The 13,768-nt window shown below is 68.3% G+C and carries 13 protein-coding genes; 5 read left to right on the top strand and 8 right to left on the bottom strand.

Annotation, left to right across the window (positions count from 1 at the left end; all coding sequences use genetic code 11):
* Nucleotides 1-5 precede the first annotated feature (5 nt).
* The 3 genes from A3OM_RS0113545 (at nucleotide 6) to A3OM_RS0113535 (ending at nucleotide 2,678) form a co-directional block, all read left to right on the top strand.
* Nucleotides 6-344 (top strand): cytochrome c, encoded by a 339-nt coding sequence (locus A3OM_RS0113545; RefSeq protein ID WP_018044299.1) that lies wholly within the window; start codon nucleotides 6-8, stop codon nucleotides 342-344.
* A 185-nt stretch (nucleotides 345-529) separates the two neighbouring features.
* Entirely contained in the window at nucleotides 530-1,513 is a 984-nt protein-coding gene (locus A3OM_RS0113540; RefSeq protein ID WP_018044298.1) for a beta-propeller fold lactonase family protein, read from the top strand.
* A gap of 79 nt (nucleotides 1,514-1,592) precedes the next feature.
* Complete coding sequence (locus tag A3OM_RS0113535) at nucleotides 1,593-2,678, top strand: sulfite oxidase (RefSeq protein WP_018044297.1); 1,086 nt, start codon at nucleotides 1,593-1,595, stop codon at nucleotides 2,676-2,678.
* Between the two features lie 3 nt (nucleotides 2,679-2,681).
* On the opposite strand, the gene A3OM_RS0113530 is transcribed toward A3OM_RS0113535, so the two are convergent.
* The 5 genes from A3OM_RS0113530 to A3OM_RS0113510 are packed head-to-tail and all read right to left on the bottom strand — an operon-like array spanning nucleotide 2,682 to nucleotide 5,649.
* Nucleotides 2,682-3,053, bottom strand: a complete 372-nt coding sequence (locus A3OM_RS0113530; protein WP_018044296.1) for a DUF202 domain-containing protein — start codon at nucleotides 3,051-3,053, stop codon at nucleotides 2,682-2,684.
* A complete protein-coding gene (locus A3OM_RS0113525; protein WP_018044295.1) occupies nucleotides 3,050-3,940 on the bottom strand; it encodes a LysR family transcriptional regulator in 891 nt (296 codons plus the stop codon). Before A3OM_RS0113525 ends, A3OM_RS0113530 begins: the two co-directional genes overlap by 4 nt.
* Entirely contained in the window at nucleotides 3,937-4,746 is an 810-nt protein-coding gene (locus A3OM_RS0113520; RefSeq protein WP_018044294.1) for an anti-sigma factor, read from the bottom strand. The genes A3OM_RS0113525 and A3OM_RS0113520 overlap by 4 nt, the downstream gene beginning before the upstream one ends.
* The gene (locus A3OM_RS0113515; protein ID WP_018044293.1) at nucleotides 4,743-5,252 is read right to left on the bottom strand and encodes an RNA polymerase sigma factor; all 510 of its coding nucleotides are present in this window, start codon (nucleotides 5,250-5,252) and stop codon (nucleotides 4,743-4,745) included. The genes A3OM_RS0113520 and A3OM_RS0113515 overlap by 4 nt, the downstream gene beginning before the upstream one ends.
* Nucleotides 5,253-5,265: 13 nt before the next feature.
* Nucleotides 5,266-5,649, bottom strand: a complete 384-nt coding sequence (locus A3OM_RS0113510) for a hypothetical protein (RefSeq protein WP_018044292.1) — start codon at nucleotides 5,647-5,649, stop codon at nucleotides 5,266-5,268.
* Between the two features lie 538 nt (nucleotides 5,650-6,187).
* On the opposite strand from A3OM_RS0113510, the gene A3OM_RS0113505 reads away from it, so the two are divergent.
* Nucleotides 6,188-6,934 (top strand): phosphatase PAP2 family protein, encoded by a 747-nt coding sequence (locus A3OM_RS0113505; protein WP_018044291.1) that lies wholly within the window; start codon nucleotides 6,188-6,190, stop codon nucleotides 6,932-6,934.
* A 147-nt stretch (nucleotides 6,935-7,081) separates the two neighbouring features.
* Here the strand turns inward: A3OM_RS0113505 and lspA are convergent, their stop codons facing one another.
* The gene (gene lspA / locus A3OM_RS0113500) at nucleotides 7,082-7,609 is read right to left on the bottom strand and encodes a signal peptidase II (RefSeq protein WP_018044290.1); all 528 of its coding nucleotides are present in this window, start codon (nucleotides 7,607-7,609) and stop codon (nucleotides 7,082-7,084) included.
* A gap of 4 nt (nucleotides 7,610-7,613) precedes the next feature.
* Nucleotides 7,614-9,779 carry a heavy metal translocating P-type ATPase gene (locus tag A3OM_RS0113495; RefSeq protein WP_018044289.1) on the bottom strand — a complete coding sequence of 722 codons (2,166 nt, stop codon included), beginning with the start codon at nucleotides 9,777-9,779 and terminating at the stop codon, nucleotides 7,614-7,616.
* Nucleotides 9,780-9,896: 117 nt separating this feature from the next.
* Between A3OM_RS0113495 and A3OM_RS0113490 the strand changes: the two genes are divergently transcribed.
* On the top strand, nucleotides 9,897-10,298 hold the full coding sequence (locus A3OM_RS0113490; RefSeq protein ID WP_026176009.1) for a helix-turn-helix domain-containing protein: 402 nt from the start codon (nucleotides 9,897-9,899) through the stop codon (nucleotides 10,296-10,298).
* Between the two features lie 221 nt (nucleotides 10,299-10,519).
* Here A3OM_RS0113490 and A3OM_RS0113485 read toward each other — a convergent pair whose 3' ends face one another.
* Nucleotides 10,520-13,762 (bottom strand): CusA/CzcA family heavy metal efflux RND transporter, encoded by a 3,243-nt coding sequence (locus A3OM_RS0113485; RefSeq protein ID WP_018044287.1) that lies wholly within the window; start codon nucleotides 13,760-13,762, stop codon nucleotides 10,520-10,522.
* Nucleotides 13,763-13,768 lie beyond the last annotated feature (6 nt).

Raw genomic sequence — 13,768 nt, 5'->3', positions numbered from 1 at the left:
CAGCCATGAACCCGATCCGCCCTGCGGCCCTCATCGCCGCGCTCGCCTTGTCTCCTCTGGTGGCGCTCGCCGCCCCGGCCCCCGAGCCGATGCGCTTCACCTCGCAATCCATTGCGATGCCGACCTCCGACCGGATCTTCCCCGACGGGCCGGGGGCCGAGGCCGTCAACAACAACTGCCTTGCCTGCCACTCGGCCGGGATGGTGCTGACCCAGCCCAAGCTCACCAAGGCGCAGTGGACCGAGACCGTGAACAAGATGGTTCACGTCTACAAGGCACCGGTCGATCAGGCCGACGTGCAGACCATCATCGATTACCTCACGGCGTTGAAGCCGACGCCCTGAACCCCCGATTCCCGAGGCCGCCGCGCTTTTTTCGCCGGCCTCGGGGAATAGACCGCGCCTTCCGGCGTCTCCTCAGGGCGATGCACGGCCGGCCCGGCCTTGCACGACGGATTTCCGATTTCGAACCAGCCCTCACGGCAGGCCCCGGCCGCCGAACGAGCGCGCATGCCCGAGAGACACGCTTCATGACCCATATCCGCACCAGCCTGCGCGCCCTCGTCGCCGGAGCCGCCTTGCTCCTCGCCCAGGGCCAGCCCGGGTTCGCCGCCGGTTTCGACGGGGCGATCAAGAACAACGCGCTGGCGCTGAACGCCGCCGGTACGGTCGCCGCTGTGTCGAACAGCGAAGAGAGCGCCGTCATCGTCTACGACGTCGCCAAGGGCACGGTGCTGCGCCGCCTCGACGGCTTCGTGACCCCGCGCAACATCGTGTTCGCGCCGGACGGCGCCCGCTTCTACGTCTCCGACAGCGGCACCGGCCGGATCACGGTCTACGAGACCGCCACCGGCAAGGAAGCCGGCGTTCTCGCCGCGGGCCCCGGCGCGTTCGGCACGGTGCTCTCGGCCGACGGGACCAAGCTCTACGTCAATAACGAGGCCGCGAGCACGCTGACCGTGTTCGACACCAGGACCATGCTCGCCGAGGCTGTGATCCCCGGCTTCGCGCAGCCGCGCCAGGGCGTGAAGTTGTCGCCGGACGGCAAGACCGTGTTCGTGACGAACTTCCTCGGCGACAAGATCACGTTGGTCGATACCGCCACCAACAAGATCACCGGCGAGATCGCCGGGTTCGACAAGCTGCGCGCCATCTCGATCACCAAGGACGGTAAGACGCTGTTTGCCGCCAACAGCGGCCGCAACACGATCGGCGTGGTCGATGTCGCCGCCCGTAAGGTCACGTCCGAGGTGGCGGTGGGCAAGGACCCCTACGGCGCCGCGCTGACCCCGGACGGGCGCTTCGTCTATTCGGGCAATCTCAAGGACAACTCCTTGTCGGTGATCGACACCGGCACCCTCAAGGTCGTCGCCACGGTGACCGGCCTGAACGAGCCGCGCCAGGCGATCGCGTTCTCGGCCGACAACGCCCACGCCTACGTCCTCAACCGCGACCTTAGCGTCGCCGTGGTGGACCGGGCGAAGAACGCGGTCATCTCGACCATGAAGCCCTGAGGCGTCGCGCGCCGGGTGCCTTCTCGGCTCCCGGCGCGTTCCCGATGTCGACACGTCACGAACGCAGGACAAAGACCCCATGCTCGGCCTGTTCCAGCGCAAGGACCGCCTCATCGTCCACGGAAAGGCGCCCTACAACGCCGAGCCGCCGCTCGATCGCCTGCGCGCGGCCTTCCTGACTGATCAGGCCGACTTCTACGTCCGCAGCCACGGTGACATCCCGGACCTCGACGCCGACAGCTACCGCCTGATTATCGACGGGATGGTCGCGACGTCGCTCGACCTCTCGCTCGCCGATCTCAAGGAACGCTTCGCGCCCGTCACCGTCACGGCGGTGATGCAATGCGCCGGCAACCGCCGGGCCGACATGCTGGCGGTGGCGCCGGTCTCCGGCGACCCGTGGGCGCCCGGCGCCATCGGCAACGCGGAATGGACCGGCGTGCGCCTCGCCGAGGTGCTGCGCGCGGCCGGCCTCGACGCGGGGGGCGCACGTCACGTCGCCTTCGAGAGCCACGACCGGATCGCCCATACGGACACGCGCTTCGGCGCCTCGATCCCGCTCGCCAAGGCTCTCGCCCCCGAGACGCTGCTCGCCTTCGCGATGAACGGCGAGCTTCTCGCCCCCGAGCACGGTCACCCGCTGCGTGTTGTGGTGCCGGGCTTTGCCGGCATCCGCAGCCCGAAATGGCTCGCCCGCATCACGGTGCAGGATCACCCCTCCAACAACCCGATGCAGGCCGACGACTACAAGCTGTTTCCGCCCGACGTGACCGCCGAGACCGCGGACCCCGCCCACGGCATCACCATCGAGGCGATGCCGCTCAACAGCGCGATCTGCGAGCCCGCCCGCGGCGCGGCGTTGAAGGCCGGCCGGCACGCGATCCGCGGCTACGCCATCGCCAGTGACCGCGCGGTCGCCCGCGTCGATGTCTCGACGGATGGCGGTCGCAGCTGGGCGCAGGCCCGGATCGACCGCGACGCCGACGCACCCTACGCCTGGACGTTCTGGGAGATCGAGCGCGAGCTGACGACCGGCGAGCACGAACTCGCGGTACGGGCCTGGGATTCCGCCGGCCAGACCCAGCCTGCGGCGCCGGACGACACCTGGAACTACAAGGGCTACCTCAGCGCCGCCTGGCACCGGGTGCGGGTAACGGTGGCCTGACCGTCACGCCCAGAGCAGGGCGGTGGCAGCGAGGCCCGAGATCGCGATGAGCAGGGCCGCAACCCCGACGGTGAGGATGCGCGGCATCATCGGGATCTCGGCATGAGCGAGTCGCGCCCGGATCGCTCGGTCCCGCCATGCGGCGCCGGCGAACGAGGCGAGCGCACAGGCGATCAGCGTGAGCGACAGCACCTTCAGTGGCCAGACCGCCAGCACCTCTCGCAGGAAGCGCTGCGCGGCCAGGCCGACGCCGAGGAAGGCGAGCCCGGTGCGAAGCCACGCCACGAAGGTGCGCTCGGCTGCCAGCACCGTGCGGTCCTCGGCGAGCCTGACCCGCGGGTCGTCGGGGGGAACGGGTTTCGCGGGCTCGCTCATTCGGCATCCGCCGTTGCGATCAAATCGAGCAGCGCGTCGGCGGCCCGGCTGCGGTAGCGCTCCTTGTGGCGCAGTACCCGGAACGGCCGGCTCGGCAGGGCGAACGCCGCCCGTACCAGGGTCCCGGCTCGAAGCGCTGCGGCGACCACGGTCTCGGACAGCACGGCGGCCCCGCCCCCGGCCTCGACGGCGGCGCGGACCGCCTCGTTCGAGGGCAATTCGAGTGTGACTTGGAGTTGAGCCGCAGCGAGGCCGGCCGCACCCAGCGCCGCCTCAAAGGCCGAGCGGGTTCCCGATCCCCCCTCGCGCAGCACCCAGTCGGCCCCGGCGAGGTCCTTGGGTTCAAGGGCGGTCGCTCCGGCGAAGGGATGGCCTGGGGCGACCACGAGGACGAGCTGGTCATGAGCAATGGTGGTGCTCGCGAGCGTCGGGTCGTCCAGCGCCCCCTCGACGAAGCCGAGTTCGGCCTGCCCGGCGCGGACCGCATCGGCAGCGTCGGTGGTGTTGCCCACCGCCAGCCGGATGGCGATCTCAGGGTAGGCCCGGCGGAAGGCGACAAGGTGGCGCGGCAGCCAGTCGCTGGCGATGGTCTGGCTGGCGTAGAGGGCCAGCGTCCCGCGTCGCATGCCGCTGAGGTCGGCGAGCACCAGCTCGGCGGCCTCGGCCCGGGCGAGCACCGCGCGGGCCTCGACGAGGAACACGCGTCCCGCCTCGGTCAGCTCGATCCCGCGGCCGACCCGATGGAACAGCTTGGTCGCGTGTCGTCCCTCGATATTGGCGATCGCCGTGCTGACCGCCGACTGCACGAGGTTCAGCGCCTCGGCAGCCCGGGTTACGTGCTGCCGCTCGGCCACCGCCACGAAGATGCGGAGTTGGTCGAGGGTCATGGTTGCCGCGGCGGAACCGGCAATCCACGGACCTGCGCGTCAACCGCCTGCGCGACGGTCAAAAGCCGCGCTTCGTCGGTGCGACCGGTGACGACGTAGGACATGCCGCCATCGACCCAGGAGAAGGCGGCGACGTCGCCCTCGCGGGCGAAGCGGAACACCGTGCGGCCATCCGCATCGCCTACGCGGCTGTAGAGCGTCAGCCGGGTGCCGTGATCGTCATCGTACATCAGCATCGCGGCGGATTCGGAACCCGCCGGCAGCAGCCGGCCCCCCATCAGGCGGAAGCCGTAGGCCGTGAGGTCGGGGGTGGTCACCGCCCGGCCGAGGCGCTTCGAGAGCCACGTCACGAGGTGTGGCTTCTCATCGGCGCGCACCTCCACTGGATGCACCGCCTCGACCACGTAGGTGCGGAAGGCCGCCACCGCGTCGTCGGTCGCCGGCTCGGTTCGCGCGAGCGTGACCGTGGGTACCTGCCGCGCGGCATGGCCGAACCAGCCGGCGGCACCGCCAACCGCGAGGCAGAGCACGGCCGCAGCCGCGACCGGAAGCCAGCGCCCGGTTATCGGGCGATGTCGCGAGCGGATGTTGGCCACCCGGAGCCGCGCCGGGATCGCCTCCTCGGCGATCGGCGCGAGGCGGGCACGCAAGCGCTCGCGCAGGGCGCGATCCGCCGAGACCTCGGCCGCCCGCGCGGGGTTTCCCCTGAGCCATGCCTCGACCAGTGCCTGCCGCTCCGGTTCGAGACGACCGTCGATCAGGCCGTGCAGGTCGTCCTCGCCGACCGGGCGTGGATCCCCGCTCATTTCACCCTCCTCAACAAGCCGGTTCGGCCCGTTTCCAGAAAACTTCGCATCCGCTCCCGGGCTCGGCTTAACCGCGACATCACCGTGCCCAGCGGTACTCCGAGCACCTGCGCCGCTTCCGCATAAGACAGATCCTCGACCGCGACGAGCAGTAGCACTGAGCGCTGCTCCTCGGGCAGGGCGTCGAGTCCGGTGAGCACGTCGCGTGCCCCCATAACGGCCTCGGGGTCGGCACCCGGATCGGGCACCTGCTCCAAAGCCTCAGCGCCGACATCGATGCCGCGCCGGCCCCGGCGTCGAACAGTGCCGAGGAACAGGTTGCGCTCGATCGTGAACAGCCAGGCTCGCAGGTCGCCGTCGCGGCGACGTCCGGACCAGCCGGACAACGCCCGCTCCAACGTGTCCTGGACGAGGTCATCCGCCGCTTCGCGGTCCCGCAACAGTGCGACTGCGTAGCGCCGCAACGCTGGGATCTGCGGTTCGATGAGGGCGGCGATCTCGTCCACGAGGCTTTACCGATCAGGGCTTGGCGATGTGCCATGCACCGTTGAGGAATCCGTCGCCGGTGATGTCGCCGGGCTTCGTATCCTTGGCGAAGGTGTAGAGCGGCTTGCCCTTGTAGGCCCACTGCATCGTGCCGTCGTCCCGCGTCACCATCGTCCAGTCGCCACTAGCAGCCGAGCCGGAGGCGGCCATCAGGGCCGGCCAGTTGGCGGCGCAGGGGCCGTTGCACATCGACTTGCCGCCCATGTCCTTGTCGAAGGTGTAGAGGGTCATGCTCTTGGCATCGACGAGCGCCGGCCCCTTGGCAGTCTCGGCCGTCATCGCAGGCGCAGCGGCCTGGGCGGCGGCGGCGGAGAAGGCGAAGGCCGCAAAGGCAGCGCGGATCAGCATGGTGTGCATGAGTGAGGTCTCCCGCGGTCGACCATGACCGCATCGGGAGAGATGCCGAACGGGCGCGTCTATTCCACTGACACACGAAAAAGATTGGTGACGTCAGCGTGACCGCCGACTCGTCCTCAACCACGGCATACGGCCGTCACCCAGGAGCAGTCAGAGGAATGATGCGGCGGCGTCACCACTCTGAAAGGCGGAGATCCGAGATCATGCCCTCGCACGGCGAGATCGACTGCAACGTCTGCTTTCGAGAGATACGTTGGCTTGCTCTTACGGCGTAGTTGGGTCGGAAGCGGACGGTATCAAGCGTCAGGTTTCGACCACTAGGCCTCGGGGTCGATATCCGACGTTTCAGGCCCTCCTCCACAGGGATCTCGGCGTGGATGCGACCATTGCGGGCAACAAAGGTGCGGGTTCTCCTTGGCTCGCCGCTCACCGCGGGGGAACGGGCGAGGATCCGAACGGGTTCTTCGGCTCTGCCGCATGAGGCGGTGAGTGTCCCGAGCCAGCAACCGTCAAGGGACCGATCCAGGAGTTCGGGCGCATGAACCAGTCCTCTCCGTCCGCCCGTGCCGGTATCATGGCGCGCCTCGGCAAGCGGGAGATCGGTCTGCCCGTGACGCTGTTTTGCGTCGCCGCCCTCATCCTCGGGTTTGGTCTCCTGGCCGACAAGGTCATGGAGGGCGGCACGATGGGGTTCGACACCCGCGTCGCCCACTTCTTCCGTCCACCCGGCGCGGCTGGTCCGATTGGACCGGATTGGCTGCACGAGATGGCCCGGGACGTGACCTCCCTGGGCAGCATGGTGGTCCTCTGCTTCCTCATCGCGGCTGTGGCAGGGTACCTGCTCCTGATCCGCAAGCAGGGGGCCGCGGTCCTGGTGGTGGGATCGATCCTGGGCGGGACGGTCATCAGCTTCGGGCTGAAACTCCTCTTCAACCGGCCCCGACCCGAGATCCCCGGCGGCATCCAGGTGTTCACCGCCAGCTTCCCTAGCAGCCACGCCATGCTCTCCGCCGTGACTTACCTGACACTCGGCGCCCTCATGACGCGCGTGGCGGCGGGCGCTCGCCTGAAGGCGTACTTCATGGGGCTGGCCGTCTTCCTCACGGTCGTCGTCGGGCTGAGCCGGGTCTATGTCGGGGTCCACTACGCGACCGACGTGCTGGCAGGCTGGTGCGTGGGGTCGGCCTGGGCGGTCCTGTGCTGGGTCGTGGCCCTCCAGCTTCAGCGACGCGGTCAAGTCGAGAAGCCCGACCATGTCGCGGGCGAGGCCGGCATCGAGGCATAGGACCCCATGCGCCGTTCTTCCTAAACGCATCCTCCGCCTGACTGAAGGGACGGACGCATCCCAGCATTCGTTCAATTAGCAGGACCGCATCGTCCATGCCTGCGGCCAGGCCGTTCGACCATTACGGGCACGACCGAAATGACGCCGTTAAGGGACCCGTAGGGCGGCCCGATCAAGCGGCGCTGGTGGTCTCGGCCCGCCCGGCTTGCCGACTGCCTCCCAAGCTATCAAGGCGGCCCCGAGGCTGATCCAGATATCGGCCATGTTGAAGGTGAACCAATGCACCTCCGCCGGGTGCAGGTCGAGGAAGTCCGTGACGCGGCCGTCCACCCATCGGTCGATGAGGTTTCCCAGTGCACCGCCGGTCATGATGGCGAAACCAACTCCTTCCGACGCTCCGGTCGCGCGGAATGCCAACCGGGCAACGTAGGCCGTCAGCATTCCCTGAAGCGCAAGAAGGACGACCAAGGACGTCGCGTCATGCGCCGGAAGCAGGCTGAAGCTGATGCCATGATTGAACGCGAGCCTGAGGTCGAGCATCGGCAGTACCGCGTGCACGGTTTCGTCGGAAAGCCTGTCGACCGCCAGCGCCTTGGTCCACAGGTCGGTGCCCGCCGCGGTCACAGCGATTACGACGAGGGCGCCGAACCCGGCCCTTTCCCGTATGAGACGCATCGGCTCAAGCCCGGAGCAGGCGAAGGGCGTTGGCCGTCACCAGGACGGTCGCCCCGGTATCCGCCAGGATGGCCGGCCATAGCCCAGTGATGCCTGCGAGCGTCGTCACCAGGAACACGGCCTTGAGCCCCAGCGAGATGGCCACGTTTTGGTGGATGTTGCCGAGCGTCGCCCGGGACAGCGCCACGAGGGCGGCCACGTCCGATACCCGGTCGTTGAGGATGGCCGCGTCAGCCGTCTCCAGTGCCGCGTCTGTGCCGCCGCCCATGGCAATGCCGACGCTGGCGGAGGCGAGCGCGGGGGCGTCGTTGATGCCGTCGCCGACCATAGCGACCGGGCCGACCTCCTTCAACGCGCCGATCTCGGCGAGCTTGTCGGCCGGCAGCAGGTCGGCCCGGACCGATAGTCCCAGGCCCTTGGCGATGGCCTCGCCGGTGCGCCGGTTGTCGCCGGTCAGCATCACGCATTCGACCCCAAGCCGGCGCAGGGCCGCGACGCCGGCGGCCGCATCCTGTCTGGGCTCGTCCCGGACCGCCACGACGCCGAGCGCCTCTCCGTCCCGAACCACGACGACGGCGGTCTTGCCGGCTTCCTCAAGGGCCTGCACCGTCGCTTCCGCTTCCGGCGAGAGGCTGGCCAGCGTCGCGGCGTGGCGCGGGGATGCCACCGCGACCGTGCGACCGGCGACCGTGGCCTGGACGGCCTTGCCGGGAACCGCACGGGCATCGCGTACGGGGCGCAGGGGGATGGCGTCGGCCTCCGTACGTTCGAGGATCGCACGAGCGATGGGGTGGCTCGATCCGGCCTCCACCGTCGCCGCGAGCCCGAGCAGGGTGCGATCCGTCATGTCCGGGGCAAATGGGAGGACGTCGGTGACCCTTGGACGCCCTGCCGTGAGCGTCCCCGTCTTGTCGAACGCGACGGTACGCACCCGTCCGATGGTCTCCAGGGCGGCGCCGCCCTTCACCAGCAGTCCCCGCCGCGCTCCGGCGGCAAGACCCGAGGCGATGGCGGCCGGGGTCGAGAGCACGAGGGCGCAGGGGCAGGCGATGAGGAGCAACGCCAGTCCGCGATAGATCCAGGTGCCCCAGTCGGCGCCGAGCAGCAGCGGCGGGCCAAGCGCCGCCAGCGCGGCGACCGCGAAGGCGACCGGGGTGTAGACGGCGCTGAAGCGGTCGATGAACCGGGCGGTCGGCGACTTCGAAGCCTGCGCCTCCTCCACCATGTGCAGAATGCGGGCGACGGTGTTGTCCGACGGCATCCGGGTGACCCTGACCTGCAGGGCCCCGTCCGCATTGACGCTGCCGGCATAGACGGCGTCCCCGACCTCCTTTGGCCGGGGCACCGATTCCCCCGTGATCGGGGACTCGTCAAGGCTCGACGTGCCGTCCGTGACCTCGCCGTCCGCAGGGACGCGGTCACCCGGGCGCACCAGCACGGTTTGGCCGATCACCAGGGAGGCGGCCGGCACCTCGCGCACGACGCCGTCCTCCTCGATCAAACGCGCCGTCTTCGGCACCAGGCCCACGAGCGCCTTGATGCCGGCGCGGGATCGGCCGGCCGCGAAGCCTTCGAGCATCTCGCCGACGGTGAACAGCAGGACCACGACCGCGGCTTCCTCGGCGGCATGGATGGCCAGAGCTCCGACGGTCGCGACCGACATCAGCATCTCGATGGAGAACGGCGAGCCGTTGCGCGCGGCGGCGATGGCCCGGCGTCCGTAGAAGGCGAGCCCAAGGAGCGCGCCGGGCCAGTAGGCGTACTCACCGGCTAGGCCCGGTTGGACCTGATCGAGGAGGAAGCCGGCAGCGAACAGGCCGGCGATGGCCAGAGCCAGCAGGCCCTTGCGACTGCGCCAGACGGACGGCTCCGCCTCCTCGTCCTCAATGGCGGGGATGTCCGCTCCGGTGACGTGCGCACGGGCGAGGTCGGCGGCCGTGGGCAGGGTGGCGACGCCGTAGCCGAGACCAGTGATCCGCTCCTCCAGGTCCGCTCGGGGTGTGGCAGCCTCGTCGAGCACAAGGTCGAGGACCTGGGCCGTGTAGTTAACCCGCACGCCCCCGACGCCGGGCAGGCGCGTCACGGCCGTCTCGATCTTGGTCGCGCAGCTCGGGCAGTCCATGCCCTTAACGCGGTAGCGCAGTGCGGTACCGGCGGGGACCGCACCCATGGTTCCTGGCCCTGACATGGCAAGCTCCGTCGACCTGGGCCTCGTGCCGACGGGTCGGAGAACCTACATGCGCCCTGTAGCAACTACAGGGTCAAGGCCATGGCGCACACATCCTCCATGACCATCGGCGATTTGGCGGCGGCGACGAACACCAGCGTTGAGACAATCCGCTGGTACGAGAAGGTCAACCTTTTGCCGGCGCCGGCGCGGTCGGCGGGCAATTACCGCCTCTACGGTACCGAGCACCTGCGTCGTCTGGGCTTCATCAGACGTGGACGGGACCTTGGCTTCACGCTGGACCAGGTCAGGGAGCTTCTCGCTTTAGCCGACGACCGCAAGCGTTCCTGCACCGAAGTCGATACCATCGCCCGCGCGCACCTGGCGGAGGTCGAGCGCAAACTCTCCGACCTAACCCGGCTTGCCCACGAACTGCGCGACGTTATTGGTCAATGCGGATGCGGGTCGGTCGCCGACTGCCGCATCATCGAGGCGTTGTCCCCCCACGGGGAGCTGTCCTAAGGATGCCTGAGGTTCGTTGGGGTCAGGTGGAAATGCGGCTCCCCACCGATGTGGCAGAGGCAGTAAAGAAGGTACACGCAGGCCGGGACGCCCAGCATCACGAGCCAGAACGTATGCCGGGCCGCTTTACGGACATGCGTCCTGACGTGGCGTCTGCGACGCCCACCCTTAGCGCCCCAGTGAGCCGTGGCTCGACCTAACTTCTTACTCATCCGGCCCTCCTACTCGGCGGCCCGGAGGTGCGGTTGGACCGGCATGGGCCGATCCTTCCTTACGACGATCTTCCCTGCGAACTTGGCGTAGAGGGCCGGCAGGACGACGAGGGTCAGCAGGGTCGCCGAGATAAGGCCGCCGATGACGACGGTCGCCAGCGGACGCTGGATCTCGGCACCGGTCTCGGTCGCCAGCGCCATCGGCACGAACCCGAGGGACGCCACTAGGGCGGTCATTGCCACCGGACGAAGCCGGGTCATGGCGCCCTCCAGGATAGCCTCACGCTGCGGACGCCCATCGGCGATGAGCTGCTTGATGTAGGTCAGCATCACGAGGCCGTTGAGCACCGCCACCCCGGACAGGGCGATAAAGCCAACGGCCGCGGGCACCGAGAACGGCATGCCCCGCAGCCATAGGGCCGCGATGCCACCGGTGAGCGCCAGGGGCACGGCGCTGAACACCAGGAGAGCGTCCCGGGCCGAGTTCAGGGCCGAGAACAGCAGCAGGAAGATCAGGAAGAAGCAGACCGGCACCACCACCATCAGGCGCTGGCGCGCCGAGGCCAGGTTCTCAAACTGGCCACCCCAAGTGACGTAGTAGCCGGCCGGGAGCGAGACCCCAGACGCCACCTTGGCCTGGGCCTCGGCCACGAGCGAGCCGATGTCGCGGCCGCGCACGTTGGCAGTGACTACGACTCGGCGCCGGCCGTTCTCGCGCGAGATCTGGTTGGGGCCCTCTGTTACCGAGAAGCTGGCGACCTGCTTCAGCAGTACGGAGGATGCTCGACCGTTGAGCCCGGGAAGCAGCGGGATCGGGATGTTCTCTAGGGCCTCACGATCCTCTCGCACCTTGTCGTTCAGGCGCACCACGATGGGGAAGCGCCGGTCGCCCTCGAACACCATTCCGGCCTCGCGGCCGCCAATAGCCGCGCCGACGACCTCCTGGATGGCCGATGTGCTCAGGCCGAGGCGTGCGGCCTCGGTCTTGTTGATCTTGATTTCTAGGAACGGCAAGCCAGCAGTCTGCTCGACCTTGACGTCGTCGGCGCCCTCGGTCCCGCGCAGGATCGTAGCGACCTGGTTTGCGGCCTTGAGCATCGGCTCGAACTCCTCGCCGAACACCTTAACCGCAAGGTCGCCGCGGGTGCCGGCCAGCAGCTCATTGAAGCGAAGCTGGATCGGCTGGGAGAACTCGTAGACGTTGCCAGCGAGCGCCCCGAGGGCCTTTTCGATCTGCTCCTGCAACTCGGCCTTGGACAGGTCCGGGTCGGGCCATTCCTCCTGCGGCTTCAGGATGACGAAGGTGTCGGACGAGCTCGGCGGCATCGGGTCAGAGGCGACCTCCGCGGTGCCGGTCTTCGAGAAGACGTAGGCGACCTGGGGGAATCGGCTGATGGCCTGCTCCACCTTCAACTGCATCGCCTGCGACTGCGTCAGGGAGGTCGACGGGATGCGTTGGGCGTTTAGCGCGATGCTCTTCTCGTCAAGTTGCGGAATGAACTCCTGCCCCAGCCCCTTGAACAGGAAGCCGGCGCCGACAAGGAGTACGAGCGCGGCCGCGACGAACAGCATGGGCACGCGTAGGGCGGCCCCGAGGACCGGACGGTAGGCAGCCTTGATCGCCCGGACGAAGAGGTTGTCGGTCTCGGTGACCCGGCCAGTGATGACGATGGCGATCATCGCCGGCACGAAGGTGAGCGACAGGACGAAGGCCGCGACCAGAGCGATGATGACGGTGAGCGCCATCGGCTCGAACATCTTGCCCTCGACCCCGGTGAAAGTCAGGAGCGGCACGTAGACGAGGATGATGATGGCCTGCCCGTAGAGGCTCGGCTTGATCATCTCCTCGGCCGAGGCCCGTACGGTAGCGAGGCGCTCCTCCAGTTCGAGCTTGCGCCCGAGCTCCGCCTGTCTCTCGGCGAGGTGGCGCAGGGCGTTCTCGGTGATGATGACGGCCCCATCGACGATGAGGCCGAAGTCGAGGGCACCGAGGCTCATCAGGTTAGCGCTGATGCGGCCCTGGACCATGCCGGTCATGGTCATCAGCATCGCCACCGGGATGACCAGCGCCGTGACGATGGCTGCGCGGATGTTGCCCAGCAATAGGAACAGGACGACGACGACGAGGGCGGCGCCCTCGGCTAGGTTCTTCGCCACCGTCCGGATGGTGGCCTCGACGAGGACGGTGCGATTGAGGACCGTCTGGACCTCGATACCCGGCGGGAGCGTGCGCCGGATCTCGGTCATGCGTGCATCGACGGCGGCGGCCACGGTGCGGCTGTTCTCGCCGATGAGCATCAGTGCGGTGCCGATGACAACTTCCTGCCCGTCCTCGCTGCCCGAGCCGGTGCGCAGGTCGCGCCCGATACGGACCTCAGCGATGTCGGAGATACGCACCGGCACGCCGCCGCGCGTGGTCACGACGACCGAACCGATGTCCTCCATGGTCTCCAGGCGGCCAGCGGCGCGCACGACGTAGCCCTCGCCGTTGTCCTCCAGGTAGCGCGCACCCTGGTTGGCGTTGTTGGCTTCCAGCGCACGGCCGATGTCGGCGAATGACAGGTCGAGGGCGGTCAGCCTCATTGGATCGGGCTGGACATGGTACTGCTTCTCGAAGCCGCCGATGCCGTCGACGCCGGCCACGCCCCGCACGGTCTTCACCTGGGGACGGATGATCCAGTCCTGGACCGTGCGCAGATAGGCTGTGCGTTCGAGCTCTGTCCTCAGCCTCTGGCCCTCGGGGGTAAGATAGCTTTCGTCCGACTGCCAGCCGGGCTTACCGACGGGCGAGACCTTGCGCTCCCCGGGCTTCGCGTAGTGCACCGACCACATGTAGATCTCGCCGAGCCCGGTCGAGATTGGCCCCATGCGCGGCTCAACCCCGGACGGCATCGCCGCCTCAGCCTCCTGAAGGCGCTCAGCAACCTGTTGGCGGGCGAAGTAGATGTCCGTCGTCTCGGAGAAGACGGCAGTGACCTGGGAGAACCCGTTTCGTGAGAGCGAGCGGGTGTATTCCAGCCCCTTGATGCCCGCGAGTGCCGTCTCGACCTGATACGTGATGATTTTTTCGATATCGACCGGCGACAACGAGGGCGCCGTGGTGTTGATCTGGACTTGGTTGTTGGTGATGTCTGGCACCGCGTCGATGGGGAGCTTGGTCAGCGAGAACACACCGAACCCTGCCGCCAGCAGCGACAGAAGCACCACGAGCCAGCGCTGGTGGACAGAGAAGTCGAGGATCTTCGAGATCATGATGGC

Origin of the sequence: Methylobacterium sp. 88A (genome assembly GCF_000376345.1) — a bacterium.
GTDB classification, from domain to species: Bacteria; Pseudomonadota; Alphaproteobacteria; order Rhizobiales; family Beijerinckiaceae; genus Methylobacterium; species Methylobacterium bullatum.
This window is presented reverse-complemented; position numbering and strand designations above follow the sequence as displayed.

What these genes read in the sequence shown, in the direction of transcription:
- A3OM_RS0113545 (WP_018044299.1), top strand. Translation starts at nt 6, where the DNA reads ATGAACCCGATCCGCCCTGCGGCCCTCATCGCCGCGCTCGCCTTGTCT.
- A3OM_RS0113540 (WP_018044298.1), top strand. Translation starts at nt 530, where the DNA reads ATGACCCATATCCGCACCAGCCTGCGCGCCCTCGTCGCCGGAGCCGCC.
- A3OM_RS0113535 (WP_018044297.1), top strand. Translation starts at nt 1,593, where the DNA reads ATGCTCGGCCTGTTCCAGCGCAAGGACCGCCTCATCGTCCACGGAAAG.
- A3OM_RS0113530 (WP_018044296.1), bottom strand. Translation starts at nt 3,053, where the DNA reads ATGAGCGAGCCCGCGAAACCCGTTCCCCCCGACGACCCGCGGGTCAGG.
- A3OM_RS0113525 (WP_018044295.1), bottom strand. Translation starts at nt 3,940, where the DNA reads ATGACCCTCGACCAACTCCGCATCTTCGTGGCGGTGGCCGAGCGGCAG.
- A3OM_RS0113520 (WP_018044294.1), bottom strand. Translation starts at nt 4,746, where the DNA reads ATGAGCGGGGATCCACGCCCGGTCGGCGAGGACGACCTGCACGGCCTG.
- A3OM_RS0113510 (WP_018044292.1), bottom strand. Translation starts at nt 5,649, where the DNA reads ATGCACACCATGCTGATCCGCGCTGCCTTTGCGGCCTTCGCCTTCTCC.
- A3OM_RS0113505 (WP_018044291.1), top strand. Translation starts at nt 6,188, where the DNA reads ATGAACCAGTCCTCTCCGTCCGCCCGTGCCGGTATCATGGCGCGCCTC.
- lspA (WP_018044290.1), bottom strand. Translation starts at nt 7,609, where the DNA reads ATGCGTCTCATACGGGAAAGGGCCGGGTTCGGCGCCCTCGTCGTAATC.
- A3OM_RS0113495 (WP_018044289.1), bottom strand. Translation starts at nt 9,779, where the DNA reads ATGGGTGCGGTCCCCGCCGGTACCGCACTGCGCTACCGCGTTAAGGGC.
- A3OM_RS0113490 (WP_026176009.1), top strand. Translation starts at nt 9,897, where the DNA reads ATGACCATCGGCGATTTGGCGGCGGCGACGAACACCAGCGTTGAGACA.
- A3OM_RS0113485 (WP_018044287.1), bottom strand. Translation starts at nt 13,762, where the DNA reads ATGATCTCGAAGATCCTCGACTTCTCTGTCCACCAGCGCTGGCTCGTG.